The following is a 23,633-nucleotide window of genomic DNA, read 5'->3' as shown; positions in this document are numbered from 1 at the left end:
GATCGACAGGCGTCGCCAGGAGCGGCCGCGGACCCGGATGACTGGTGTGTGGCCCCGGCGGCCCCAGGTGCGGGCGCGGGGCGGCGTCATCGAGAAACCGGCCTCGTCCTCGAAGACGATCCAGACCCCGAGCGCCGCCGCGATGCTTCCACCTCCGGCCACACCTGCTTCTTCCAGAGCATCACCGCGTCCTCGTTCCGCTCCAGCGCCCGCCTCGCCGGCGCCTGCCATGACCAGCCGTGGCTCTTGAGCAGCCGCCACACTGCGGCGACCGAGACGGTCACGTGAAAGCGGCGGCCGATGACGGTCTTGACCCTCTCCAGGGTCCACCGCTGGTCCTTCCATCCATGGGCGACCGGGCCCCTGGCCAGCTCCTGTTCCAACACGGCGAACTGGGCGTCGGTGAGCTTGGGCCGTCCCGGCGAGCCTCGCGAGGTCAGCCCTTCGGCTCCGCCCTCGCGCCAGGCGCGGCGCCAGCGTTCCACCGACCGCTCGGTGACCCGCAGACCCCTCGCGATCAGCGAGTTCTTCTCGCCGCGGGCGAACCGCTCGGCGGCCTGGCGGCGCAGCTGCTCCCGGGCCCGGCGCCGCTCGGCGGTCAGGCCACCCCCTTGTGCGTAGCGCATACCGGCGGTGTACCGCAGGGATCATCCGCCGTCACCCCGACCCCACACCGAAAACCTCAGTAACGAGTCGTGCATGGTTGGCGGTGGCGCGTCGGAGCCCGTGGATTCACCGCCGTGTTCACATTCGCGCACCGCCGTGCATCGTGGCGGTCTGCTGGTGAGAGAGCAGTCCGGCGACGGCTTGGACGATGTCGCTCATGTGCTCGCGTCGGCCGTGGTGGCGGGCGAGAGCCCGCCGGTTCTTGAGGTGGCCGATGCCGTGCTCGACTCGAATACGGCGTGAGGAGTGGGCTTTGCGCTGGCGCGCGTGCATCTCCTCGTACCATTCGGGCGGGTTCTTCTTGAATTTGCGGTGCGGTGGTGTCACCACACGACCTCCCGTCTGGGCACCCAGTCCCTGGTAGCCGGCGTCGGCGAGTACCTCCACGGCCGGCCCGTTGGCCAGGAGCTTGACCAGGCCCAACTTCCGAGCGTGGGTGATGTCCGCGCAGCTGGCAGGCTCGGCCGGGCTGCAGAACGGCAGCCGCCCTGCGGAGTCCGTGACAACCATCGACTTCACCGCGTTCTGCTGTTCTTGCCGGAGATGAACTTCTCCCGGTCCTTGCGTCCGGCGGCCGGCCGCCGCATCCGGGCCTCGGTGCCGTCGAAGATCCCGGTCTGTCCGTCGGCACCGAGGTGCCCGATGACTTCAGCGAGCGTGCGCAGCCGAAGGCCAGGCGCGACGGTGCAGCCCCGCTCGGCAAGCAAGGGCCGCACTTCACCGATCGCACGTGTGATGGTGGAGCGGTCGACGCCGAACCAGCAGGCCAGCACGTCATGCGTCACACCGTGACGGAGACTGACCAGCGTGGCCAACAGCCGGTCCACAAAAACCAGTTTATGTTTCGCTCCGGCGCCCACGGCCCGGCGACGTGGCCGTGAGGCCAGTCCCGTCTGGTGGCGCTCATGCCACAACGGCCCGACCTCGGCGACGAGTTCAGCGATCACCTCGGGTGTCAGTCCGGTAATCCGCTGGCTCCGGATGATTGCCGCACGCGCTCGGTTCCCCACCACACAGCCCATGATCAACGATCAAGGTCCCGACGCGCCACCGCCAACCATGCACGAACTCGTTAGGCGTTTCTCGGATCGCGGGCCTCAGGCGGGAATGAGGCCGTGGGGGTCGATGATGAACTTCTCGGACACTCCCGTGTCGAAGGTCGCGTAGGCGTCGGGGGCGTCGTCGAGGCTGATCACCTTCGTGTTGAGCATCGCGCTCAGGTAGGGCATGCGGTCCCACAGGATCGCCATCATCAGCTCGCGGTTGTAGTGCATGATCGGTGCCTGCCCGGCGGCGATCCGCGGCGACTTGATCCAAACCTTGCCGAAGTCGATCGGGTACGTTCCCTCTTGCTCGGCCTTCGACTTCGCGAGCGGGTCGGCGCCGTAGACGCCGATGACTCCGGTGGCTCCGCCCGCGCGGGTGGCGTCGATCACCTGGTTGATGGCGTAGGCCGGGTCCATGTCCTCGGCCTCGCGGCCGATGCCGTGTGCCTCGGCGCCGACGTAGTCGACGGCGCAGTCGACCATGGGTTCGCCCAGGATGGCCTCGATCTGGTCGGTGAGCGCTGCGTCCTGGCTCAGATCGATCGTCTCGCAGCCGTTCTTCTTCATCAGCTCCAGGCGGTCCTTGTGGTAGTCGCCGACGATGATGCAGGACGCCCCGAGGAGGCGCGCCGCTGCTGCGCCGCAGCGGCCGACCGGGCCGGCGCCGGCGAGGTACACGGTCGAGCCCGGCTTGGCACCGGCCTCCATGAGACCGTGGAACGCGGTGGGCAGGATGTCCGAGAGCAGCGCCAGGTCACGGATCTTCGCCATGGCCTGGTCCCTGTCCGGGAAGCGCAGGAGCTGGAAGTCGGCGTACGGGACGAACAGGTACTCGGCCTGGCCGCCGGTCCAGTCGCCCAGGTTGAAGCCGTACGCTCCGCAGGACACCTTGGGGTTTGTGGTCTCGCAGACGTCGGTCCGGCGCGCCCTGCAGTTGCGGCATCGGCCGCAGGCGACGTTGAACGGGACGGAGACGAGGTCGCCCTCACTGAGGAACTCGACGTCGGGGCCGACCTCGATGACCTCACCGGTCATCTCGTGCCCCATCACCATGCCCTGGGGCACCGGGAAGGACCCGCGGTAGATGTGCAGGTCGCTCCCGCAGATGTTGGTGGCGACGATCCTGAGGATGACTCCGTGCGGGGCCTTATTCCCGTTCGGCATCTGAAGCTTCGGGAAGTCCAGGGACTCAACTCGCATGTCTTTCGGGTTCTGGAAGGTGACGGCGCGGTTGCTGCTTGCCATGACGATCTCCTCTGCTGATCCACGGGGCCTCGGCCGTAGGAGTGCCGGATGTCATTTCGGTGGCTTGCGACTTCTCCCGATCAGGCGGGTTGCGGTGCGTTGGCGAAGCGTTCGACGATCGCCTTGCAGAAGGCGGGGAGGTCCTGCGGGCCGCGGCTGGAGATCAGCTGGCGGTCGATCACGACCTCCTCGTCGACGACCTCGGCGCCGGCGTTGCGCAGGTCAGTCCGAATGCTGGGCCAAGAGGTGAGGCGGCGACCGTGCAGCACGTCAGCCTCTGCCAGGGTCCAGGGTCCGTGGCAGATGGTGGCAACGGGCTTCCCGGTCTCCACGAACTCCCGCACGAAGGCGACGGCGTCGGGGTCGGTGCGCAGCTGGTCGGGGTTCATGGTGCCGCCGGGCAGTAGGAGTGCGTCGTAGTCACCCACACGGGCGTCAGCGACCTTCTTGTCCACGGTAAAAGTCCCGGCCGGGTCGATGTCCATCTGGCGCGCGTTGATCTCGCCGGTGTGGAGGGACAGGAGTTCAGCCTGCGCTCCAGCGCCCAGCAGCGCGCCGAGAGGCTCTTCGAGCTCGACGCGCTCAACGCCGTCCGTGGCCAGGATTGCGACCTTCCTGCCGTGCAGTTCGTTGGTCATGGTGCGTGGTTCCTTCCGGTGGTCGGCGGGGAACCGGTTCGGGTCCGTTCTGCCGCCGCTCAGCTGCCGTCGAGGTGGAGGAGGACCTTGGTCCAGCCGTCCTCTCGGTGGCCGAAGGTGCTGGTAGGCCTGCGGCGCCTGGTCCAGCGACAGCTCCTGGGAGACGATCCAGGACAGCTTGGCCTTGCCCTGCTCGATCAACCCGCGCAGCTGCCGGTTGTACGCCTTGACGTCGGCCTGGCCCGTCCCCCGGTCGGGTGGGCACATCACCGTGGACGGAGTGCCGCACGAAAAGGCCTCACCACTCCCACTGTCCCACCCCCGCAAGGCATGTCAAAAGGGTCAAATCACCATGCATGGCCGGTGACGCGCCGGAAACCCGGCAGGCGCTGAGGCATGCCCGGCCCACGCCAAACCACTACCGGTCACTCGGCCGTCGGCCCGTCGTCGCACATCGCAAGGCACGATGCCCACGGGCACTTCGACCTCGTCGTACTGGCGCGAGTCCGGCGGGTACACGGCCGCCGTGCGTGCCTCCCGGCTGGGCCTGCGCCCGCCGCCGTCGAGGCCAAGTACCGGGGCAGAGTATTGATGACGATCGTCTACGGCCTGGCTTATGGCCACTGGGCTGATCCACGCCGCCCCGCGGGCAGAACCTGCTCTACGCGGGCTGCTTCTCCACGACGACTCGGTTACATGGAACCCGACAAACGCGGAGCTGAACTCCTCTTCCAGGTTTTGACCGAAAGGGAGGAAAAGAACAGTGTCGCCATCGCCTCGAACGAGAGCTTTGGAGGGTGGACGAAAACGTTCACCGGTCCCCGGCTCTGCGCGGCCATCGTCGACCGTCTCACCTTCGGCGGGAACATCATCGAGACCGGCACAGACTCCTTCCGCCTCGCCCAGACCCGGGCCAGGACCGAACAGGCCACTCACTGACGATCGCGGCGGCCCCTCCTCGCCTGTCCTTGTCTCATCCGAGGGAAATCGTTCGCGGCCCGGGGCCGGCGCTTCTAGCCTGCGTCGGGTGATGACAGCTGATGACGTGTTGTTCGTCCTGGCCCTGTTGCGGCAAGCGGAGGTGGATGTCTGGATCGGCGGAGGATGGGGGATCGACGCGCTGATCGGCGAGCAGACCCGAGATCACCGCGACCTGGACTTGATGCACCGCCAGGACCAGGAAGCTGCTGTGCTGACGGCCCTCTCCGCGGCGGGTTTCGCGGAGAGTCTGAACTGGAGGCCCATCCGATTCGTCGCGACGGCTCCGGACGGGCGGGAAATTGATCTTCATCCGCTGGTCTTCGCTGATGACGGCTCAGCAGTGCAGGCGTCACCCGAACCACAACATCCCTTCACTTACCCCTCCGCGTGTTTCGTGACGGGCACCATCCAGGGGACGCCTGTCCCATGCCTGTCCGCCGAGCAGCAGGTCTACTTCCACCAGGGATACAAACCATCGGAACGGGATCGGCACGACATGGCAGAAATCCGTCGCGTCTTCGGGATCGCCACACACTTCTGACCCGCCCCGGCGGGTCGAGACCCCCCATCCAGGAAGGCCCCCCCCCGCAACCCGAGGCGGTGTCAAAACTCACCGAAATTCCCGGACTTACGAAGCAGAAACCGCTGTCAGAACTCATCGACGGGTGCTGTTCGTAGTCATCGACAAAGCCACGCGGCCCGCTTCGCGTCGGCACCCGGACCTGATTCTGCGACTTCCACGATCAGGCTCTGCGCCGGTGACGTGGGCGTCGCCTGGTAGAGCCCGCGCTCAAGACCTAACGGAGTCCTATTAGTTTCTGGGCGACCGCGAGTCCTATTAGTTTCTGGGCGACCGTCCGCAGCGCGGCCGACTCGTTCGGATAGTCACCACGGACCTCGGCGACCATACGGACCGCTCGTTTGCGCGGCTCAACGGGATAGGAGGAGGGACGTGCCATGACTCAATCCTTTCACAGAATCGAGTCTCTACCGAAGCCGGAACGGTTCACATACCGCTGCTACCACCCCGCACATTCACAGCCAAGACCGCCGTCGACACAACGATGACCATCGCCGCCTGCGGCTACCAAGGCACCGGACCACCCATCCCGCACCGCCGGCGCAAAGGCAAGGAACCGTACGCGGTGCGCTGGCGGGACGCGCTGACGGAGGCCCACCGTTCCGGGAACGCGGGCCCGACGTAGCCAGCGTGCCCCCGCTTCACCACTTCGACCGCTGCCGAGCTGCCCGGCGGCTGTCGCTCTGTGCACTGCGGCCGCTCGCTCAGAGCGACAGCGCATAAACGGCGACGCCGAATACTGCCGCCCCCAAAAAGACGAACAGAGCCCCGAGTTTCGGCTGCTTCTTACCCGGCGGATTCAGCAACGCACACAGAGCAAGATAAACGAACAACATCTCACGCCTCGCCAGGACCGACCCAGAAGGAGAAGTTTCCATGAGTCAGTCCACCACGCACGAAGTATATTAAGTGGTTTCGAACGTCGCCCGCGAGGTCGACGAAAATTCCACAATCGCTGGGGACGGACATCCTGCCTGCCACTGTTAACAAGTGGCGGTGGCTGGTGCGTTTGTGAGCAACTACGAGTTCGCCCAGGCCCGAGTGGACAGCACCAGCAGGTAGCCGTCGGGGTCCTGAAACGTTATGCCCCAGGCGTCCCAGTACGAGTTGTGAGCGGGTACTCGCTTCCCGCCGTGCTGCTCGAGGCGTTCCGTCAGGGAGTTGGGAACTGGTTCACCGAGGTAGATGACCAGTAGGTCCTCGGTGGTTGGCTGCGGTTTTAGGGGAGCGGCAGGGTCGTGAACGAGTTCGAGATGCCAGCCGGCGTCGGGCCAGCCGACCATCAGAAGCGAACTTTGGCCCGGGGTGCCGTCCGCCGCATGCTGGTATAGGACGTCGAGGCCGAGGCCGGAGGCCCAGAAGCGTTCAGCTGCTCGGAGGTCGCGTGAGGGTCGGGCTATGCGGATGTGAGCTGTGGCGTCAGCCGGCATTGTTCTACCTCGTCATGGGAGGGGGCCTGGCGTGAACCAGTCCCTGTGTTCGCGGGCTTGGACAGCAGCGAGCTTGAAGATCAAGTGTCGGTGCGCCATCGGCCGCTGGTCCCCGTGGTGGTTACCGAGGGCTCAAAGGTCATGGCTCGTCTTTACACGTCCTAGGAAGCAAGCGTGCTCACGAGGGTGACCCGGCGTACCTGGATCAGTAGGTCGAACGCATCGGGCAGGGAATCGACTGCGAGGTGTTCGGCGGCGTCGCGGGCGGGGTCGTAGACGCCGCTGATGACGCGGGCTGTTGCGGGCCCCTGTCGGCAACGGCGCTGCCGGTCGTCCCTCAGATCCAGCCAGTGGGCGGGCCGGTCCGGATCGGTGATCTGCGCATCGATCCAGGACGGGTCCGGCTCGGGGACGGCGACGGCTCCGAGCTCCCCGTGGTGGAAACCGATCGCGGCCGACGTGTAGCCCGCCTGGAAGTGCTCGCGCAGCACACTGCCGACGGTGGTCTGTGCTCCGCGCTCGGGTGCCAGGCCCAGGGTGGCCGGTGTCGCCGCGGTGTGGGCGATGCTGTCCCAGTAGGCGATCCGGTGTCCGATGCGGCGCCGGTGCTCGATGATCGACTCGGCCCAGATACCGGCTTCTCCGGCGTAGTTGCCGCGGCCGGCGACGCTGCGGCGGTGGAAGTCGGCGATCAGCCGCATCCGTTCCCCGGCGGCGCCGCCGCGGTCGGGCAGCGTCTCCACCAGGGCGAGGGCGTCACGGGCGTGGTCGGCGAAGGGACGGCCGGGGTGCAGGCCCCGGGCACGCTGGACGTGCTCGTCGACGGTGTGGGCGGTGCGGATCGGCTCCAGGTGGGAGGCTGCCTCCGCCCATCGGTCGGGGACAGAGGCGCGGAGATGGTCCAGGACGGCGTCGTAGTCGGCCGGTTGGGCCTGACGAGGCTTGACGCCGAAGATCCGCACGGGGTCGTCCGGATGGCGGAGGTTGAACGCACGGATCCAGCGCAGCGCGCCGGCCGTTTCGGCGGTGCGCCAGGGACGCCAGGCGGCGTCCAGTGCGGCCTCGGCCGATCCGGCGCCGCCGCCGGCGTACGAGTCCCATGCGGCAGCGGCGTCGGCGCTATCCTGCACGGCCAGCGACCGGAAGCCGTACTGCTCGATCAGGCGGCGGGTGAGCCGGTCGCGCAGGTCGAAGGTCTGATGGGCGAAGCGGGTGGATTCCCCGATCCCGGCGACGTCCGCTCCCCGGGCAAGAGCGGCGGCGAGCCGGTCGAGCTCGGCGTCCGGGAGGGTGGCGTGACCGGCCGTCGGGGTGGCGGTGCCGTGAGGGTTCATGCCAGAACTCCGTCGCGGACCGGGCGCAGGGCCTCGGACCAGGTGATGACCTCGTCAAGGAGTGCGGCCAGCGCCTTGTCCTGGCGGGGGCCAGGGGTGAGGAGGACCGGTCCGGCTGGATCGGCTGGATCGGCCTGCTTGAACTCATCGAACACCGACAGCAGTACCTGCGAGCGGACGGTGGCCACGCGCAGCTCGGCCAGGACCAGGCGCAGATGCTCGGCGGCGCGGCTGCCGCCGTGCACGCCGTAGCTGACGATGCCTGCGGCCTTGTCACCCCATTCGCGGTACAGGAAGTCCAGGGCGTTCTTGAGGACGCCGGGGATGGAGTGGTTGTACTCGGGGGTGACGAAGACGAAGCCTTCGAAGCGGGCGACGGCCTCGGACCAGCGCGCGGTGTGGTCCTTGTCGTACCGGCCGGACATGGCCGGGAGAGGCTCGTCCAGCAGCGGCAGCGCGTAGTCGGCCAGATCGACGATCTCGAACTCGTCGTCCGGGCGGTGCTGTTCGGCGGCCCGGGCGATCCATTCGGCAACGAGCCGGCCACGGCGGCCAGGGCGAGTGCTGCCGACGACGATTCCGATGGTGCTCATGGTTGGTGACCTCCGTTGCGGCGTCGAACGGTATTGCACCGCTCGGTGTAGACGTTACATCGAACGGTGTAATAAATGCAACGGTCGGTGTGAATGGACTAGGGTCGGCCTACATGGCAGGCAAGAGGACCGGCGGGCAGCCGGACAAGCGCAGGGCGATCATCGAGGGCGCGCTCACGCTCTTCGCGCGGGACGGCTACACGCGCGCGGGCCTGGACGCGATCGCCGCCCGGGCCGGGGTGTCCAACCGGACCATCTACAACCACTTCGCGGACAAGGCCGAGCTGTTCCACACCGTCATTCAGGAAAGCTCCCAGCGGGTCGCCGACGCGATGACCGACGCGATCGAGCGCAACCTCGGAAAGATCGTGGACCTGGAGGAGGACCTGGTCGGGCTGGGCCTGGCCTGGCTGGACATCCTCACCTCCGACCTGGCCGTGCACTTCGCACTGGTCCGCCAGATCAACGCCGAGGCCGACCACATCCCCGCCAAGACGCTGGCCGCTTGGCGGGAGATGGGGCCGGGCCGGGTACGCCGTGAACTGGCCGACCGACTACGCCGGCTCGCCGACCGCGACCTGCTGGACCTGGACGATCCGGCGCGCGCCGCCGGGCATCTGATGATGCTGATCTCCGCAGAGAACCTGACCGACCCCGCCACCCTCCGCGACAGAAAGGAGTGCACCGCGATGGTCACCGCGGGCGTCCGCGTTTTCCTGCACGGATATCAGCGCTGACCTTGGCCTCTCCTGCCGAGGATCCCAGGGCGGCCGGTGGCCGTACCCACCGCTGACAACTGCACTCTCGACGAGCGGCTGAAGGCCACCCGGCGCGGATGACCGTCAGCAGTGCATGGGGCGGCCGGGGCGCCATCCGAGCGGGAGGTCTCCTATGTCATCGGGCGGGCCCACTGGAATCGAGACGTCGCCATCGCGTCCCACGAGAGTCTTGGCGGATGGACGAAGACGTTCACGGATCCGCGGCGTTGCACGGCCATCGTCGACCGTCTGACCTTCGACGCGGCCATCATCGAAACCGGCACGGACTCCTGCCGTCTCGCCCAGACCAAAGCCCGCGCCGAGCGGGCCGCCAGACTCTGACCGGCAATCCTGACCCGCAGCCGCAGGCAGAGGGTACGGGCCGGGTCTTCCTTCGGCCGGACCGCGTCGAAGTGCAGCGCATCTTTGACCCACGTCCGGAGCGGGGTGAGCGGGTGCTCGGGTACGTCCTCGAAGGCCCGTCGTCCTCGGGCGCAGCGGCGAGGCCGGCGCGGACGGAGAAGCGCGGGCGGGATTCCGTGCTCATGGCCGGAACGGTAGCGGCACGGGTGATCGCGTCGGATGGCATCTCCTTATCCGACGCGACAAAAGACCTCGCGAAGGAAGACTGGCCGATGGGCTCCCAGCACATCGTCCTGCCGGTCACCTCGTCGTGCTGTACCGGGACGTGGTTGGGCGGAGCCCGCTTACCTGGCTCCGCCGATCCGTTGCGGCTACGCCGCGTCGAGCCGAGTGATGCTTCCGCCCAGACCGAGCACGTACAGCTCGCCGTCACGGTCCTGGACGAATGAGGTGACCTCGCCGCCGTTGACACCGAGATCATTCACTTCGGTCACCTTGCCCTTCTTCAATTTCAAGGAACGCACGGTGCCGTCGCAGGAGTCGCTGAACAGGTACTGGCCCCTGAGGGCCGGGACGGCATCGCCGCGGTAGACGTAGCCGCCGGTCACCGCACACCCAAGACCCGTACGGTCGTACTCGTGGACCGGGCGCACGTGGTTCGCCGGCTCCGTGCCGCCTCGGAACGGGTGTGTGCCCTCCATCTGGGACCAGCCGTAGTTCTCCCCGCCGTTGCTGCTCGCCGGGGCCCGGTCGATCTCTTCCCAGTCGCTCTGGCCCACGTCGCCGATGTAAAGGTCACCGGTGTAGGCGTCGAAGGAGAACCGCCACGGGTTGCGCAGGCCGTACGCCCAGATCTCGCCCCTCGCGTTCGGCTCGTGCACGAAGGGGTTGTCGGCCGGGACCGCGTACGGAGTGCCGTGGTGCGGGTCGATGCGCAGGAGTTTGCCCAGCAGCGTGCCGAGGTTCTGTCCGTTGCCGTGCGGGTCGCCTCCGGCGCCTCCGTCGCCGAGGGCGATGTAGAGGTAGCCGTCGGGGCCGAACTTGATGTCGCCACCGTTGTGGTTGTTGTAGGGCTGCGTCTGCGTGAGGACGGTGCGTCGTGTCTTCGGCTGGATCTTGCCGTGCCGTACGGCGAACTCGTCGATCGTGCTGGTGCCTTCGAGGTCGGTGAACGAGATGTAGAAGTGCGCGAACTTCTTGTCGAACGCGATGCCCAGCAGGCCCCGTTCACCGTCGACGGTCGTCTCGGCGGAGATGTCGAGCACGGGCGCACCGAGTCCTCGGTCACCCAACACCCTTACTGTTCCCGCCCGTTCGGCGATCCAGACCGTTCCGCCGGGACCGGCGGCGCCCGCGGTCGGGTTCTGCGCCGTGGCCACGTTCGTGAGGACGACCTCCGGCGCCTGGCGCCCGGCGGCGGGTTCGTCGGCGGATGCGGCGGTCAGGGCGAGGGAGGCGAGCAGGCAGACGGTGGCGATCATGGCCGAGCTTCTCGTGCGTACTTTCACCGTGATCCTCCTGGAGGCGGCGAGCGGGGCACCCGGCTGCTCGGGACGCGACGTCCCGCGTGGCGCACGCAGTGCGCAACCTGGGTGAGGGGAAGGCCGTACCACTGGCGCGGCTGAGACTACCGGGACACGAGCCGTTGGTATAGACCAAGGAGGTGGGGTCTGGTACCGGCGCCTTCCCGTGACGTGAACTGCCCGGCTCCCGCGCGCATGGCATCCACGGCGGAAGTCCAGCCGACGACCCGAATGCATGGGTACTCACGATCACGCCTCACACGAGGACGTTTCGGCGTGCGGCAACGGCTACGTTTCAGTCGACCGCCCACATGAAGCAAGCATCGTGAGGAAGGCCGCCCCGCACCCTGCAAGCACTCCAAGAAGTGACGATCCGGCCGGGGCAGGGGGTAAGGAACAAGCTCAGGAGGAGTACCCGGGCATCGGCCGCCGGAACTCATGTGTGGCCGTGTTGGTCACTTCGACAGGACATCCCGGGTGAGGAAGAGAGGCATGGAGTCCTCCCATTGGCTGTCGGTCAGCATCTTCTTGTCGGAGCCGTCCGCGTTCATGCTGAAGATCTGGCCGTACGGCTGGAAGGTGTCGTCGTACAGTGCCGCCTCCTCACGGAAGCCGTACATGCCGCTGCTGTACAGAATGCGGCCGTCATAGTTCCAGACCGCGTGGCCGTCGTTGGCACCGCTGCTCGTCAGGACCTTCAGACCGCTGCCGTCAGGCTTGATCGTGCATACGTCGAAGTTGGTCGGGCTCGTCTTCCGGGTGAAAAGGATGAGCTTGCCGTCCCGGGACCAGTCGGGCAGGTTGTCGGACTCCGTGGTCAGGACAGTCGTCGCGCCGGTCTCGAGGTCGAGGATGCGCAGGCCCATCTCCTGGCCCCATACGCGGTAGACGATCCGCCTGCCGTCCTGCGAGTAGCTGGGGAAGCCGCAGTTGACCGTGCCGTCCGTGAGTACCTGGTGGGTCGAGCCGTCGCCGGCCGCCCGTACGAGTACGGCCCCACTCGTTGCGCGGGTCTGGAACCAGCCGCCCACTCCGAACGCGATCCAGTTGCCGTCGTGCGACCACGCCGGCCGGAAGGCGCCGGCCAGCCCCTTCGCGACCATGGCAGGGTCGAGGCCGGCGTCGGCGCTGTCGAAAACGACCTTCTGGTCCGAGCCGTCCGCGCGCATGGTGACGATTGAGGACGTACCGACTTGCTTGTCAGTGATCGCAAGGCGCCCGTCCTTGGACAGGGCGGGGAACACATCACAGAAGCGGTAGTCCCAGTCGGAGTCCCAGCTGTGCAGTGGTGCATCGAGTGTGCGTGTCGTGTAGTCGAGCTTCTCGTAGATCACGGACTTGCCGTCCGGCGACCACACCGGAGAGCGCAGAGATCGCTTGACGGGCGGGCGTGTACTCGAAGCGTAGGCGAGCCCTTCGTCGGCTCCTCCCTTGACGAGGTAGCCGATCTCCGTCGCGTTCACATACTGGGGTGCCACCTTCAGGTCGGGGCCGGAGGTGTGCTCGACACGTGTACCCGTCGCCACATCGACGGAGACGATCTGGGATTCCACGGTGCCGATGGCCTCCGGGCGGTGCGCGCCCCAGGTGCCTTCGACGGTGATCTCGTAGAAGACGATCCTGGAGCCGTCGGGCGACCACTTCGGTGAGCCGAGGCAGTAGCCACTTCGGGTGGCGACCCGGCGGAAGCCCGTGCCGTTCGGCCGGACCATGTAGATGCTCAGCTCCTGCGTGTGCTCCCAGCCGGTGCCGTTGCCGTGCCCGCGCCATGTGGTGTTGCGGTCGCTGGAGAAGGCGATCCACTGCCCGTCGGGCGACCAGGAAGGCCGGAAGTGGCCGTCCGGGCCGGCCGGGTTCCCGGCGAGTGCCGCGGTGCCTGTCAGGTTGGTCAGCCTCTTCGTCGAAAGGTCGAGCAGCCAGACGTGCGTTTTGTGATTCCCGCTCGTGGAGACGAAGGCCACCTTGGCGCCGTCCGGCGACGGGACGGCCCAGTCGTTCATCGCGGAGTCCACCACCAGCGGCTGGAGGCCCGATCCGTCGGTCTTGGCGCGGTAGAGGCATGAGTGGCCATCTCCGGACCGCTCCGACGTGAAGTACACCCAGGTGCCGTCGGCGGAGAAGCCCGCATGGTGATCGAACGCGGCGTTCTGCAGCAGCACGCGTTCGTTGGAGCCGTCAGCATCGGCGAGGTACAGGGTGGAGGCGGACGGACCGATACGGTTCATCAGCATCACTCCCTTCTTGCCGGAGGCCGCTGCCGCCACGGCGAACGGCCTGGGCAGCAAGGCGGCCCCGGCGACACCCGCTCCGGCCGCGAGGAACGCTCGACGCTTCATCTCAGGTGACATCGGTGTGCGGTCCTTTCGTTCTACGACGGGGTTGACGACGGAGGTGAAACCGCTCGGGAGAATCACCCCGCGCGCCGCGTCACCAGCGGTTTCACCGCCGGTGTGAGGGACGCAGTCAGCTGTGGGATGCCCGGCTTCCACGGGATCGGCTCGCGTACCGAACGCGTCCGCCATCGAGATTGTCGAACAAGGTGGGCGTGAACGTAACACCGGCGGTGGTCCCTCACAAGGGATCACGCAAGATTCAGCGCACACAGCGCTGCACGTGAATGAGCGCAGAGCTTTTTGTCCAACAATCCAGTTCGCATGAAGTACGTGAGGCGAGGAGAGTTGCGTCGTCCGCGCACGCCTGGAAGTGACCGGCCCATCGCCCTGTCCTGCCTGTGGCCTGGCTCCACGTACAAGCTCCACGACGAGGCATGACTCCGCTCAGCCTGCCTGTCCGGGCAGGATGAGCGGAGTCATGCGGTCAGATGCCGTAAGTCCTGATGCGTCCTACGAGGCACGAACGGTGATGCAGTCAGGTTGAGGGATGTCCACCGAGGCGCCCGTGTCCGTCAGGCGCCCGGAGCCCGGGTCCACGTGGAAGAGGTTGACCGTACTACTCGCCTCGTTCGCGACGAACATCCATCGGCCCCCGGGATGCAGCGTGAAGCTCCACGGGGTGACACCGCCGCAGGGCAGCCGCTGCTTTTCGGTGAGCAGCCCGGTGTCCGGTGCGACCGAGAAGACGACCAGGGCGTTGTCGCCGCGGTTGGAGGTGTAGACGTGCCGACCGTCCCTGCTGATCGCCAGTTCGGCGGCGCTCGTGGTTCCGGTGTGGCCCGGTGCGTTGGTCGTCAGAAGCTGACGGGCAGTCAGTACGCCGGTTGTGGAGTCCCACCGCAGGACCTGGAGGTCGGCCGTGAGTTCGTTCAGCAGGTAGACCGTCCGTCCCCGCGGGTGGAAGGCCAGCCTTCGTGGGCCCGAACCGGGCACTGTCGCGAAGGAACGGGGGCCGCTGGGCGTCTCGGCGGACATGCGGTGCGAAGCACGGTCATAGTCATGGACGAACACCCGGTCAGCGCCGAAGTCCGCGACCAGAGCGAACGCGCGGCTCGGATCGATGACCACGTGGTGCGTATGCGGCCCGGCCTGTCGCGGGTTCGGCCCTGAACCGGTGTCCTGCACACGGGAGGCCACCGCACCGAGCCGGCCGTCGCGGCCGACCGGAAGGGTCACGGCGGAGCCGGTCGCGAAGTCGGCGACCAGCAGCGTGTCCGCCTCCGTGTTCAGGCCGATGTACGACAGTCCGCCGCTGCCGCCGGGGGCGGCCTGGGTCACGAGCTCGCCGGTCTGGCTGAGCGCTCCCGAGGCGCCATTGATGTGGAAGGTGCGAATGATCCCGCCCTGCTCGCCGCCTGCGACGTACAGCACCGGGCGCGTGGGGTGCACCGTGACCCAGTTCGAGCTGACCTCCACCACGGGCCCGAGAGGGGCCATGGTGCCCCGGGCAGAGTCGAACCGGACGGCATGCACCTGATTCTGGCCCCAGGTGCCGATGTGGAGCAGGTCCCCGTCCCGGTTCGGGGAGGCGGCGGCCGCGGGTGCGAAGCGCAGAAGTGCGGTGGTGGCCACGACCGAAGCCGTGGCCGCTGTCAGCATCGCTCTGCGGGAGGGTCCCTGTGACGACAGGGGCCTGCTCTCCCCAGGGGCGGGCGGTTGGGTGTACCGGGATTCGTTCATCGCTGATGCTGTCCCTTTCCGGAGCTGGACACATGCGCTCGGCTGGCACTCTGTGTGCGTTCAGGGCTTGGACTGTGGCCGACGGCGCGCCGCGAGGCCGAGCCGCTTCAGGGCGTAGGTGTCCAGGGCGGTGAGCACGCCGTTGAGAGAGAGCGTCAACGCGACCAGGACGATGAGACCGGCGAACTCGGCTGCCGCGTCGAGGTTCTGGGCCGCGGTGAACAGCTCATGTCCCACGCCCTCGGAGGAGGCGATGAACTCACCGCCGATGACACCGAGGATGGCCAGCGGCCCGCCGGTCTTGAGCGCGGCGAAGAACGGCGCGGCGAGCGTCGGGATCGTCACATAGCCCAGAACGTGGTGCCTGCGCCCGCCCATCACCTGCACGACCTCGACGAGTTCGCGTTCGCGCATCCGCAGGCCGAGATAGATGTTGTAGAAGACGACGAAGGCGACACCGGTCATGGCGATGGTGATCTTCGACCAGGGGCCGATGCCGAAGAACAGGAGGAACAGGGGGGCGAGTGCGATCTTCGGGATGCCGTTCACGGCTGCGACGAGCGGTTCGAGCACCCGTCCCAGGAGCGGGAAGGAGCCGAGTACGAGGCCCATCACCGTCCCGGCCGCGACGCCGAGGCCGAAGCCCGCCAGTACCTCGACGGTGGTCACCCTGATGTTGTTCCACCCGGCGCCGGAGCCGAGCATGCTGGTGAGTGCGTCGTACACCTCGGTCGGCTTGCTGACCGCGTACTCAGGTACGACAGGACCGCTCATCAGCTGCCACAGGATAAGAGCGGCCGCCATGACCAGGATGCGCAGAGCGATGACGGAGCCCGTGCTCTGCCAGCCGGCGCGTGACTTCTTCGCGGACGCTCCCGCCGTGCCGGTTTCCGTCGTGGGCACGGCTTTGTCGGTGACGATTGCCATGGTCTTCTCCCTTCGGGTGGGGTGCGGCCGTGTCACGGCAGGTAGGTGTTGGTCCAGTTGTCGGCGGACACGCTCGCGTCGGGCACCGCGCCTATGCCGTCCTTGACGAACGTGACGGTCTTCTCCCACCCGGCGGCGTCCATCTTGGCCGTCTTGGGCCAGTCCACCTGCGCGACGGCCTCGCTCAGCACGTCGTCGGGCATACCCGGCAGGCTCGCGCGCGCCGCGTCCAGGACGGCCTTGTCGTCGGCGGCGTGGGTGTCCAGGTAGGTGGTGGCCTCCTGCACGGCGCTGACGAACCCCTTGACCGTGGCGGAGTTGCCCTTCGCGTAGTCCTTCTTCACGACCACGACCTGGCCGTATCCGGCCTGCTCAGAAGCCCATTCGGGAACCTTGTCCGAGTGGGCCACCACGACGCCGTCGCCCTCGTGCTGAACCTGCAGGGGAATCGGCTCGGAGGTGATGAACCAGTCGACCTCCCCCTTGGTGAGGGCCGCTTTGTCCGCGGCCGGGCTCGGCAGCGAGACCCACTTCAGCTTGTCCGGGTCGACACCGTGGGCCTTCAGGAAGATGCCCGCCTCGGCCTTGGTATTGGCGGAGCTGGCGCCGGCCGTCGAGTCGGCCAGCGCCTTGGCCACCTCGGCGGCCGGCGTTTTGGCGGTCAGGCCGTGCTTCTTCGCGAACGCGGTGCTCACGACGATGCCGAGCGGGTTGCCTCCCCCGTTCGTCGCGACACCGAGCTCCGGCAGGCTCTTGGAAAGGCCCGCCAGGTAGCTGGTCGGGCTTGAGTTGAGGAACTGCACCGAACCCGACTGGAGTGCGGACGTACCGGTGGAAGCGGTCAGCGTCACGTATTTGATCTTGATGTTGTGCTTGTCGAAGTAGCCGTTCTCCTCCGCCAGGCGGATGGACATGTCGAAGACGTTGCCGCTCACTCCCACCGAGACGGTGGTCTTGCCGTCCGAACCCACCGACGACGAGCCGTCGCCGCCGCAGGCGGTCATCAGCGCGGCACTGAGCACCACGGACACGGACAGTGCGAAGACTGAGCGATTCCTTCTGTACTGCATGGGAACTCCTTTGTTCACCAGGGCTGTTGCGTGGAGAAGAAGCGGGTCCAGAAATCGGTGTGCGCCGGATCCGCGACAGGGACGGGCGCGAAGGCGGCGCCGATCTCCATGACGCTGCCGGTGTCGGCGCAGAAGGCGGGCCAGCGGGGCAGACCGGCGCCGTTGGGGTCGCCGGTGGCGGCGAAGTTGATCCAGTAGGAGGAGAGGGTCCGCGCGATCTCGTGATCCTCCTCGGTCCACACGACTGTGGAGCCGGCCGGGTTGCCGAAGACGTAGTCGATCTCCGAGCCGTGGGAGGCGATGCGGGGCCCGCCGCCCGCCGCCGTCGCGCGATGGGTCCAGAAATAGGTGTGCAGGCTGCCGGTGGCCCCGTGGGACCAGTCGGCGCCCCACAGCCAGGTCGAGATGCGGGAGTTGTCACGTGCCGCGCGGCTGCTCGCGCGGGCCGCCTCGTCATCCGTGCGGGCGGGATAGAGCCGCAGGAAATCCCCGGCCAGCGGCCCGAACTTACGCCTCGCCGCCGCGACGTGCTGTTCGAGCGTTACATGCACGGGTGGCGATCCCGGCCTGACCGTGCGTCGCCCGGTTCTCAGGGCGGCGACCATGCTCCGCGGTATCGCCCCGCTCTCGTCGAGGTTGTTCCCGGTGAGGTAGTCGACATCGTTCTGCAGTCCCTTGGTGTACGTCGTGTCGTAGCCGGCGGGGATCACCCGTCCGTCGACGACAGGGCGGAACAGCGGAGGTGCCGCCGGGCCGCCGGTCTCGACACTCGTGTCGAGGGGCTGGTGGCCGTCGATGAGCTTGTACCAGTGCAGCGCACGCAGTTCACGGATGCTGCGCGCACCGTGCTCGTGCATGTACTGCTCCCCCGCCCTCTCGGCGTCGGCCGGAAGGCGGTAGGACGTCGACAGGTAACGGAGCTCGGGATCACGCGCGTAACGGGCATGGCTCTGCGCGATCGCCCGGTGGAAGAGGCCCTTGGCGAGCGGGGACATGGCCAGGAAGTTGACCATGCCGGCGCCCGCGGACTGACCCGCGATGGTCACGCGGTCCGGGTCCCCGCCGAAGTGCGCGATGTTGTCGCGCACCCAGCGCAGCGCGGCGACGCAGTCGAGCAGTCCGTAATTGCCGGAGGACCCGTTTCCCGACTCCTCGCTCAGGCCCGGTGTGGCGAGGAAGCCGAAGGCACCCAGGCGGTAGTTGAAGGTGACCACCACGATGCCGCCGCGGGCCAGGTTCTCGCCGTCGTAGCGGGGATGCGCCCCGGTTCCCTCGCGAAAACCTCCACCGTAGATCCAGAGGAGGACCGGGCGTCGCTGTGTGCCGTACTCCGAGCCTGTCCAGACGTTCAGGTTCAGGCAGTCCTCACTCATCGGCACGTCCACGCCGGTCGCGGCCGCCCCGGTCGGCGCCTGCGGGCACATCGGCCCGAACCGGTCGGCCTTGCGGGTCCCCTCCCACCGGGTCGGCGGCCGAGGCGCCCGCCAGCGCAGGTCACCGACGGGCGGCGCGGCGTAGGGGATGCCACGAAAGACGGTGACGGTGCGGTCCCGGCAGGGGACGCCCTCGACGGGTCCCGCTTCGGTGAGCGCGGTGGGGCGGGCCATTCGGTCCTTTCCGCCCCGACCGCCCGTCAGCTGACGGGCGGCAGTGGGGACGTGTCCAGCAGCAGCGCCCGGCGGGCGGAGCCGACGTGATGGCGCATCGCCGCGTTCGCCGCGTCGGGGTTGCGGGTGACGATGGCGAGGAAGATGGCCTGGTGCTCCTCGAGCGACCCGGTCCTCGGGTGCTGCGCGGAGAGGTTGCGGTACTGCCGCATCACCAGCGGATAGAGCAGCGTGTCGTAGGCCCGGGCGAGGGTGTGCTGATGCGCCGCCAGCTTGATCTGCTGGTGATAGCGCCGGTTGCAGCGCGAGTAGGCGTCCTGGTCGCCGCGGGACTGCGCCTCCGCCATCTCCTGGACGGTGCTGCGCAGCTCCTCGACCTCCTCGGCCGTCGCCCGCTCCGCCGCCTTGCCCGCGAGCGAGGCCTCCAGGATCTCGCGGGCCTCCAGAATGTCCGCGGCCTCCTCGACCGAGAAGCTCCGGGTGCGCACCCCGCGATTGACCTCGCTGGTGACGTAGCCCTCCTGCGTCAGCCTCGCCAGCGCGGTGCGCATGGTGCTCCGCGACACGTCGAACATCCGCGTGAGGTCCGCTTCGGTCAGGCGCGTGCCGGGCGCGATGCTCCCCGACAGCAGAAGCGAGCGCAGCCCGTCGTAGGCATGGCTGTAGCGCGTGCCTGATGCTTTTGTCCCGTATTCGGCACTGCTGCTTTCGCTGTCCACCTTGACCGCCTTCGTCGTCCGTGCAGAGGGGAACTGAGGCGGGCACACTAGCTGACGGCATGGCAGGTCAGCTCCCGTGCCCCAGGGAGGGGTACAGGCGCCGGGCGGTGCCCGCGAAGATCGCCTGCCGGTCCCGCTCGGGCAGTTCCGCGAGGACCTCCTGGGCGAGGGCGAGGAGGTCGGGCAGCGACTGCTCGGCGGCCGGGCAGTTCGAGCCCCACGCGATCCGGTCCGCGCCGAACGCCTCGACGACCGGGCCGAGGAAGTCGCCGGCTCGCTCCCCGGCGTCCTTCAGCCGTTCCAGGTTGCGGTGGGTGAGCTTGAGGTGCAGGCCCGGGTGGGCGGCCAGCTCCGCGACGTCGGCACCGGCGCGGGCGGGCGAGGCGGCGATGTCGGGGTAGCCGACGTGGTCCAGGAGCACCTTCACGCCCGGGAACCGCTCCAGGAGTTCGACCAGTTGCTCGGTGGCCGGGCCCAGCCGCATCTGGAGGCAGACCGGCAGGTCCAGCTCCCCGGCCTGCTCCCAGAAGGGGAACGTCTCCGGGGCGACGAACCACTCACCTTGCGTGGGCACGGTGCTGCCGCTGGTGAACAGCCGCACACCCGCGAGGCCGCCCTCGCCGACCGCGGCCTTGAGGTTCGCGGCGGCGTCCGGGCGCAGCGGGTCGACGGTGCCGACGGCGACGAAACGCTCCGGCCGGTTGCGGCTGCTGTCCAGAACGTAGGAGTTGTCGTAGCCGTAGTTCGTGGTGGCCTGGACGAGGACGGCCTGGTCTATGCCGGTCTCGTCCATGCGGGCGACCATGCCTTCGGCGGTCACGGGCCGGGTCGCGGCCCATGCCGACTGCTTGCCCCCGATCGGGGCCTTGGGGTAGGCGGTCGAGTCTTCGGAGATGATGTGACAGTGTGCGTCGACGACGTCCACGGTGGTGTGCTCCCTAGGTCTTCGGTGTGTGCTGTACGGGGGCCGGCCGGGATCAGGCGTCCGGGTAGTCGCCCGCGGCGAAGAGTGCGTGCGGGTCGGCGGGGAAGTCCGCGTCGAGCAGGCGCTGGTCCTGGGCGAACCGCACCATCGCGGTGAGGCTCGGCTCGTTGGCCGTGACGCCGTAAGGGACGGGGTCGGCGCTGATGGCGCGCCCCTGACGGGCCAGCCGGGGCACGGCCGCCCAGTCGGGCTTGTCGGCGAGGTGGCGGCGCTTGCTCTCGGCGAAGGCCGCGTACAGCTTGGCCGGGAGTCCGGGGTCGCGTTCCACCAGTTCGGAGCGGACCGAGATGAGCGAGTGCAGCGGGTAGACGCCAGTGCGCAGGTAGTGGTCGACGGCGAGCGTGGCCGCCTCGGGAAAGAGCGGGTAGGGGCCGTCGTCGCCGGCGGGTTCCGGGTCGGCCGCCGCCGTCCAGCCGGCCTTGGGCGCGCCCGCCCGGCCGGTCCCGGCGTTGCCGGTGAGCGCGGCGTCGATATCGCCGGCGCGCAGCAGTTCACCGAGCGAGCGGCCGTCGGTGACGCGCTCGACGTTGGCCGGGACGCGGCCCTCGATGTGGTCGTCGTCGTCCACGACCCAGGTGATCTTGTCGATGTCGACGCCGTACTCGTCGCGGAGCACGCCGCGCACCCAGACCCCGGTGCTCACCGAGTAGGCGCGCACGCCGACGCGGCGTCCCTCCAGGTCGCGCGGGACGCGGATGCCGGAGTTCGCGGCGCATTGCACGTCGCCGTGGTGGAAGCGGCGGTTGAGGAAGACCGGCACGGCGGTGAGGGGTATCCCCTCCTGGCGTGCCATCAGGTAGGAGACCGGCGCCAGTTCGCAGACGTCGAACTCCAGGTCCCGGATCATCCGCCGGTAGGCGCCGATGACCGGCTTGACCTCCACCGGATCGACGACATAACCGTCGATCTGGGCGTCGCCGTCCAGCAGCGGCTGCGCGTGCGGGAACTCTCCGACGACCGCAGTGAGCTTGTCCATGCCTGTCCTTTGCTTTCTTTCTGACGTTCGGGTGCGGTTGTCCGTACCGCGGTCTCAGCCGCCGAGGCGGTCCGGAGTGACGCCCAGCGCGGTGCAGGTCCGCTCGACCAGCTCGTCGTAGTCCACGGCGCGCGGAATCACGTCCTGCTCCAGCGCGTAGGCGGCGGCCTTGGTGAACGCGGCGCGCAAGCCCTCGAAACCGACCGGGTGCAGGGCGACGGGTCCGCCCTCCTCCTTCGCGGCGAGCACCGCGCGCATCGAGTCGTACGCGGCGAGAACGGCGGCGGGGTGCTCCGAGGCGGCCGCTTCGGAGATGCCGATCACGTGGTTGACCGGAATGAACCCCTGGTCCTTCGACCACTGTTCGGCGACATCGCGGGCGTTGTCGATGGCGGTGCGGATACGGTCGTCGGCGGGCAGTTCGTTGCCCATGATCCCGAAGTCGACACGGCCGTCGAGGAAGTCCGCGGGCAGCTTGGTCCCCTGCGGCGCGCGCTTGACCCAGGACGGGTCCTCAGCGCCTTCGACATGATGGCCCTCGTACGTCGTCCAGTCGGCCTTGCGGAGATCGATCCCGTACTGCTCGGTGAGGAAACCGCGCACCCACACGCCGGTGGTCTGGCTCCAGGCGCGGACGCCGACGCTGTGCCCCTCCACGTCGGCGACCGAGAGCTTGCCGAGGGTCACCAGCGTCTGATGCTGGTGGCGTCCGAGGGTGGTGACCGGCAGCAGCAGGACCGGCTTGCCGTGGGCGACGGCCTGCAGCACGGTCACGATCGCCAGTTCGCACAGGTCCGCGTCGGAGCGGTTCACGAAGCCGCGGGAGGCCTTGTGCACCGGCTTGATGCCGACCCGTTCCGGCTCCGCTCCCGCCTCGCGGGCCGCCGAGAGCGCGGCGGCCGCGAGATCGTCACGACCGAGAACCAACCTCATTGCGTTTCTCCTTGCTTGTGGTGCCGCTCGTGGTGCTGCCGCAGCAGGTCGACCCCGAAGTCGTTGCCGTTGGGGGTGCGCACGACGGTGTGGATGTGCCGGCGCGAGGGGTAGTCGTTGTCGAAGAGGACGCCTGGCATGTGCTCGAACTCGACGAGGATCACGGGGCTGTGGAAGCGGTAGTAGAAGGTGCCGTCCGGGTCTCCGGCCCACCCGAAGTGGGTGTCGCCCTCGTGGGCCAGCACCTCGTCCATGCGGGCCCGGGCGTGCTGGTCCCCGGCCCGGTTCACGTACAGGCCGAGGAGCCGCAGCGCGGTGGCGCGCCGGCCGGGGCCCATGTCGCTCAACCGCAGCCCTTGGAAGTCGAGCTCGAAGTTGTCCCGGAAGGCTCCGGCGAACAGCTCCTGCGGCAGCGTGTCCGCGAGGACGGCCCGCTCCCGCTGCCCCCCGTCGAGCTGGGTGAACAGCTCGTGGCCGAGCGTCTCCTCACCCCGGAAGGCCATCGTCCCGGCGTACTTGCCGGACCCGGCGACGACCGGTTCGGCTCCGAGGAAGGTGGGGGTGAGGACCATCTGGTCGCCGACGAAGACGCAGTTGATGTTGACGTGGTGGCCGTCGAGCTGCCAGCCCCATGGGCCGCCGTTCTCCGGCTCTCCGTACAGGGAGAACCAGTACAGCCACTCGTTGAGTCCGTACGTGTTGTCGCTCAGCTCGCCGATGGTGAGGTTGAGCCGCATCAGGTCGACCATCTGGCGGTAGCCGTCGGCGCTCAGGCTCTCCGCGATGACGGCCAGGGCCCGCTGCCGCCCCGCGTCGTCGAACTCCTCCAGGCAGATGCCGTGCCGCAGGAAGTAGCGGGCGCCGTTGTTCCAGTGCCGCCAGCTCACGTCGTCCATCGGGAAGCGGCCCTCGGCGAGCTGCTTCTCCGTCAACCCGGCCAGGTACTCCTCCGCCGCCCGGTACGCCTTGCGGACGTCCGCGCCCGTGGAACGCAGCGGGAACAGTCCCGGCCGCACACCGTCCGACGTGGCCACGCCGCGGAACGGCTCGTTCGCCGCCTTCACCCGCCAGGCGACCTTCTCGAGCAGGTCGGGGGTCCAGGTCTCCGGCTTGCGGGTGGGCGGGTTGCCACGCTTGCGCAGCCCTACCGGCTCTCTCATCGCTGCTCCTCCTCTCGATGTCTCAT

24 protein-coding genes and 2 pseudogenes are annotated in these 23,633 nt (G+C 68.3%); 5 read left to right on the top strand and 21 right to left on the bottom strand.

Going from position 1 to position 23,633, the window contains the following annotated elements:
- The 6 genes and pseudogenes from ACIREE_RS27865 to ACIREE_RS27840 form a co-directional block, all read right to left on the bottom strand.
- Positions 1-162, bottom strand: a pseudogene (locus ACIREE_RS27865) (IS630 family transposase); the annotation flags it as partial.
- Positions 87-626, bottom strand: a complete 540-nt coding sequence (locus ACIREE_RS27860; RefSeq protein WP_404157669.1) for a winged helix-turn-helix domain-containing protein — start codon at positions 624-626, stop codon at positions 87-89. The pseudogene ACIREE_RS27865 and the gene ACIREE_RS27860, both read right to left, overlap by 76 nt.
- 118 nt (positions 627-744) lie before the next feature.
- Positions 745-1,176, bottom strand: coding sequence for a transposase family protein (locus tag ACIREE_RS27855; RefSeq protein ID WP_404157666.1), 432 nt, complete (start codon positions 1,174-1,176; stop codon positions 745-747).
- 5 nt (positions 1,177-1,181) lie between these two features.
- The gene (locus tag ACIREE_RS27850; protein WP_404157663.1) at positions 1,182-1,679 is read right to left on the bottom strand and encodes a transposase family protein; all 498 of its coding nucleotides are present in this window, start codon (positions 1,677-1,679) and stop codon (positions 1,182-1,184) included.
- Positions 1,680-1,763: 84 nt separating this feature from the next.
- Positions 1,764-2,957 carry an alcohol dehydrogenase catalytic domain-containing protein gene (locus ACIREE_RS27845; protein WP_404157661.1) on the bottom strand — a complete coding sequence of 398 codons (1,194 nt, stop codon included), beginning with the start codon at positions 2,955-2,957 and terminating at the stop codon, positions 1,764-1,766.
- Positions 2,958-3,037: 80 nt separating this feature from the next.
- Positions 3,038-3,595 (bottom strand): type 1 glutamine amidotransferase domain-containing protein, encoded by a 558-nt coding sequence (locus ACIREE_RS27840; RefSeq protein ID WP_404157699.1) that lies wholly within the window; start codon positions 3,593-3,595, stop codon positions 3,038-3,040.
- Positions 3,596-4,282: 687 nt separating this feature from the next.
- Between ACIREE_RS27840 and ACIREE_RS27835 the strand changes: the two are divergent.
- Positions 4,283-4,534 (top strand): annotated as a pseudogene (locus ACIREE_RS27835) (ATP-binding protein); the annotation flags it as partial.
- 91 nt (positions 4,535-4,625) lie between these two features.
- On the top strand, positions 4,626-5,117 hold the full coding sequence (locus tag ACIREE_RS27830; RefSeq protein ID WP_404157658.1) for a nucleotidyltransferase domain-containing protein: 492 nt from the start codon (positions 4,626-4,628) through the stop codon (positions 5,115-5,117).
- A 256-nt stretch (positions 5,118-5,373) separates the two neighbouring features.
- On the opposite strand, the gene ACIREE_RS27825 is transcribed toward ACIREE_RS27830, so the two are convergent.
- Complete coding sequence (locus ACIREE_RS27825) at positions 5,374-5,535, bottom strand: hypothetical protein (RefSeq protein WP_404157655.1); 162 nt, start codon at positions 5,533-5,535, stop codon at positions 5,374-5,376.
- Between the two features lie 105 nt (positions 5,536-5,640).
- Between ACIREE_RS27825 and ACIREE_RS27820 the strand changes: the two genes are divergently transcribed.
- On the top strand, positions 5,641-5,781 hold the full coding sequence (locus ACIREE_RS27820; protein WP_404157653.1) for a hypothetical protein: 141 nt from the start codon (positions 5,641-5,643) through the stop codon (positions 5,779-5,781).
- Between the two features lie 394 nt (positions 5,782-6,175).
- Here ACIREE_RS27820 and ACIREE_RS27815 read toward each other — a convergent pair whose 3' ends face one another.
- The 3 genes from ACIREE_RS27815 to ACIREE_RS27805 all read right to left on the bottom strand — a co-directional run bounded on the left by ACIREE_RS27815 (position 6,176) and on the right by ACIREE_RS27805 (position 8,513).
- Positions 6,176-6,586, bottom strand: coding sequence for a VOC family protein (locus tag ACIREE_RS27815; protein ID WP_404157651.1), 411 nt, complete (start codon positions 6,584-6,586; stop codon positions 6,176-6,178).
- A gap of 161 nt (positions 6,587-6,747) precedes the next feature.
- The gene (locus tag ACIREE_RS27810) at positions 6,748-7,920 is read right to left on the bottom strand and encodes an erythromycin esterase family protein (RefSeq protein ID WP_404157649.1); all 1,173 of its coding nucleotides are present in this window, start codon (positions 7,918-7,920) and stop codon (positions 6,748-6,750) included.
- Positions 7,917-8,513 carry an NADPH-dependent FMN reductase gene (locus ACIREE_RS27805; protein WP_404157646.1) on the bottom strand — a complete coding sequence of 199 codons (597 nt, stop codon included), beginning with the start codon at positions 8,511-8,513 and terminating at the stop codon, positions 7,917-7,919. The genes ACIREE_RS27810 and ACIREE_RS27805 overlap by 4 nt, the downstream gene beginning before the upstream one ends.
- 113 nt (positions 8,514-8,626) lie before the next feature.
- Here ACIREE_RS27805 and ACIREE_RS27800 point away from each other — a divergent pair, with 113 nt between their 5' ends.
- Together ACIREE_RS27800 and ACIREE_RS27795 are read left to right on the top strand one after the other, a co-directional pair.
- The gene (locus ACIREE_RS27800) at positions 8,627-9,250 is read left to right on the top strand and encodes a TetR/AcrR family transcriptional regulator (protein WP_404157643.1); all 624 of its coding nucleotides are present in this window, start codon (positions 8,627-8,629) and stop codon (positions 9,248-9,250) included.
- A gap of 159 nt (positions 9,251-9,409) precedes the next feature.
- Entirely contained in the window at positions 9,410-9,613 is a 204-nt protein-coding gene (locus ACIREE_RS27795) for an ATP-binding protein (RefSeq protein WP_404157697.1), read from the top strand.
- A 392-nt stretch (positions 9,614-10,005) separates the two neighbouring features.
- Here the strand turns inward: ACIREE_RS27795 and ACIREE_RS27790 are convergent, their stop codons facing one another.
- The 11 genes from ACIREE_RS27790 to ACIREE_RS27740 form a co-directional block, all read right to left on the bottom strand.
- The gene (locus ACIREE_RS27790; protein ID WP_404157640.1) at positions 10,006-11,142 is read right to left on the bottom strand and encodes a PQQ-dependent sugar dehydrogenase; all 1,137 of its coding nucleotides are present in this window, start codon (positions 11,140-11,142) and stop codon (positions 10,006-10,008) included.
- A 470-nt stretch (positions 11,143-11,612) separates the two neighbouring features.
- Positions 11,613-13,505: a hypothetical protein gene (locus tag ACIREE_RS27785; RefSeq protein WP_404157638.1), complete on the bottom strand. Its 1,893-nt coding sequence runs from the start codon at positions 13,503-13,505 to the stop codon at positions 11,613-11,615.
- A 495-nt stretch (positions 13,506-14,000) separates the two neighbouring features.
- Positions 14,001-15,122 carry a lactonase family protein gene (locus ACIREE_RS27780; protein WP_404157635.1) on the bottom strand — a complete coding sequence of 374 codons (1,122 nt, stop codon included), beginning with the start codon at positions 15,120-15,122 and terminating at the stop codon, positions 14,001-14,003.
- A gap of 168 nt (positions 15,123-15,290) precedes the next feature.
- Positions 15,291-16,157: an ABC transporter permease gene (locus ACIREE_RS27775; RefSeq protein WP_404157632.1), complete on the bottom strand. Its 867-nt coding sequence runs from the start codon at positions 16,155-16,157 to the stop codon at positions 15,291-15,293.
- A gap of 32 nt (positions 16,158-16,189) precedes the next feature.
- Positions 16,190-17,227 (bottom strand): ABC transporter substrate-binding protein, encoded by a 1,038-nt coding sequence (locus ACIREE_RS27770; protein WP_404157629.1) that lies wholly within the window; start codon positions 17,225-17,227, stop codon positions 16,190-16,192.
- A gap of 14 nt (positions 17,228-17,241) precedes the next feature.
- Positions 17,242-18,834 (bottom strand): carboxylesterase/lipase family protein, encoded by a 1,593-nt coding sequence (locus tag ACIREE_RS27765; protein ID WP_404157626.1) that lies wholly within the window; start codon positions 18,832-18,834, stop codon positions 17,242-17,244.
- A 26-nt stretch (positions 18,835-18,860) separates the two neighbouring features.
- The gene (locus ACIREE_RS27760; protein WP_404157623.1) at positions 18,861-19,553 is read right to left on the bottom strand and encodes a GntR family transcriptional regulator; all 693 of its coding nucleotides are present in this window, start codon (positions 19,551-19,553) and stop codon (positions 18,861-18,863) included.
- Positions 19,554-19,620: 67 nt separating this feature from the next.
- On the bottom strand, positions 19,621-20,478 hold the full coding sequence (locus tag ACIREE_RS27755) for an amidohydrolase family protein (RefSeq protein WP_404157620.1): 858 nt from the start codon (positions 20,476-20,478) through the stop codon (positions 19,621-19,623).
- A gap of 52 nt (positions 20,479-20,530) precedes the next feature.
- Complete coding sequence (locus ACIREE_RS27750; RefSeq protein WP_404157618.1) at positions 20,531-21,514, bottom strand: ABC transporter substrate-binding protein; 984 nt, start codon at positions 21,512-21,514, stop codon at positions 20,531-20,533.
- A 54-nt stretch (positions 21,515-21,568) separates the two neighbouring features.
- Positions 21,569-22,447: a hypothetical protein gene (locus ACIREE_RS27745; protein ID WP_404157615.1), complete on the bottom strand. Its 879-nt coding sequence runs from the start codon at positions 22,445-22,447 to the stop codon at positions 21,569-21,571.
- Positions 22,444-23,607 carry a DUF3500 domain-containing protein gene (locus ACIREE_RS27740; protein WP_404157612.1) on the bottom strand — a complete coding sequence of 388 codons (1,164 nt, stop codon included), beginning with the start codon at positions 23,605-23,607 and terminating at the stop codon, positions 22,444-22,446. Before ACIREE_RS27740 ends, ACIREE_RS27745 begins: the two co-directional genes overlap by 4 nt.
- Between the last annotated feature and the right edge of the window lie 26 nt (positions 23,608-23,633).

The organism is Streptomyces sp. NPDC102467 (assembly GCF_044765445.1).
In the GTDB taxonomy this organism is placed as follows: domain Bacteria; phylum Actinomycetota; class Actinomycetes; order Streptomycetales; family Streptomycetaceae; genus Streptomyces.
Note: the sequence above shows the minus strand (reverse complement) of the source record. Positions and strands in the feature narration are given on the sequence as shown.

Excerpts from the sequence above, each read along its gene's own strand:
- ACIREE_RS27770 (WP_404157629.1), bottom strand. The coding sequence starts at position 17,227 with ATGCAGTACAGAAGGAATCGCTCAGTCTTCGCACTGTCCGTGTCCGTG.
- ACIREE_RS27785 (WP_404157638.1), bottom strand. The coding sequence starts at position 13,505 with ATGTCACCTGAGATGAAGCGTCGAGCGTTCCTCGCGGCCGGAGCGGGT.
- ACIREE_RS27840 (WP_404157699.1), bottom strand. The coding sequence starts at position 3,595 with ATGACCAACGAACTGCACGGCAGGAAGGTCGCAATCCTGGCCACGGAC.
- ACIREE_RS27825 (WP_404157655.1), bottom strand. The coding sequence starts at position 5,535 with ATGGCACGTCCCTCCTCCTATCCCGTTGAGCCGCGCAAACGAGCGGTC.
- ACIREE_RS27750 (WP_404157618.1), bottom strand. The coding sequence starts at position 21,514 with ATGGACAAGCTCACTGCGGTCGTCGGAGAGTTCCCGCACGCGCAGCCG.
- ACIREE_RS27815 (WP_404157651.1), bottom strand. The coding sequence starts at position 6,586 with ATGCCGGCTGACGCCACAGCTCACATCCGCATAGCCCGACCCTCACGC.
- ACIREE_RS27860 (WP_404157669.1), bottom strand. The coding sequence starts at position 626 with ATGCGCTACGCACAAGGGGGTGGCCTGACCGCCGAGCGGCGCCGGGCC.
- ACIREE_RS27740 (WP_404157612.1), bottom strand. The coding sequence starts at position 23,607 with ATGAGAGAGCCGGTAGGGCTGCGCAAGCGTGGCAACCCGCCCACCCGC.
- ACIREE_RS27775 (WP_404157632.1), bottom strand. The coding sequence starts at position 16,157 with ATGGCAATCGTCACCGACAAAGCCGTGCCCACGACGGAAACCGGCACG.
- ACIREE_RS27805 (WP_404157646.1), bottom strand. The coding sequence starts at position 8,513 with ATGAGCACCATCGGAATCGTCGTCGGCAGCACTCGCCCTGGCCGCCGT.
- ACIREE_RS27845 (WP_404157661.1), bottom strand. The coding sequence starts at position 2,957 with ATGGCAAGCAGCAACCGCGCCGTCACCTTCCAGAACCCGAAAGACATG.
- ACIREE_RS27810 (WP_404157649.1), bottom strand. The coding sequence starts at position 7,920 with ATGAACCCTCACGGCACCGCCACCCCGACGGCCGGTCACGCCACCCTC.
- ACIREE_RS27820 (WP_404157653.1), top strand. The coding sequence starts at position 5,641 with ATGACCATCGCCGCCTGCGGCTACCAAGGCACCGGACCACCCATCCCG.
- ACIREE_RS27855 (WP_404157666.1), bottom strand. The coding sequence starts at position 1,176 with ATGGTTGTCACGGACTCCGCAGGGCGGCTGCCGTTCTGCAGCCCGGCC.
- ACIREE_RS27800 (WP_404157643.1), top strand. The coding sequence starts at position 8,627 with ATGGCAGGCAAGAGGACCGGCGGGCAGCCGGACAAGCGCAGGGCGATC.
- ACIREE_RS27745 (WP_404157615.1), bottom strand. The coding sequence starts at position 22,447 with ATGAGGTTGGTTCTCGGTCGTGACGATCTCGCGGCCGCCGCGCTCTCG.
- ACIREE_RS27830 (WP_404157658.1), top strand. The coding sequence starts at position 4,626 with ATGACAGCTGATGACGTGTTGTTCGTCCTGGCCCTGTTGCGGCAAGCG.
- ACIREE_RS27765 (WP_404157626.1), bottom strand. The coding sequence starts at position 18,834 with ATGGCCCGCCCCACCGCGCTCACCGAAGCGGGACCCGTCGAGGGCGTC.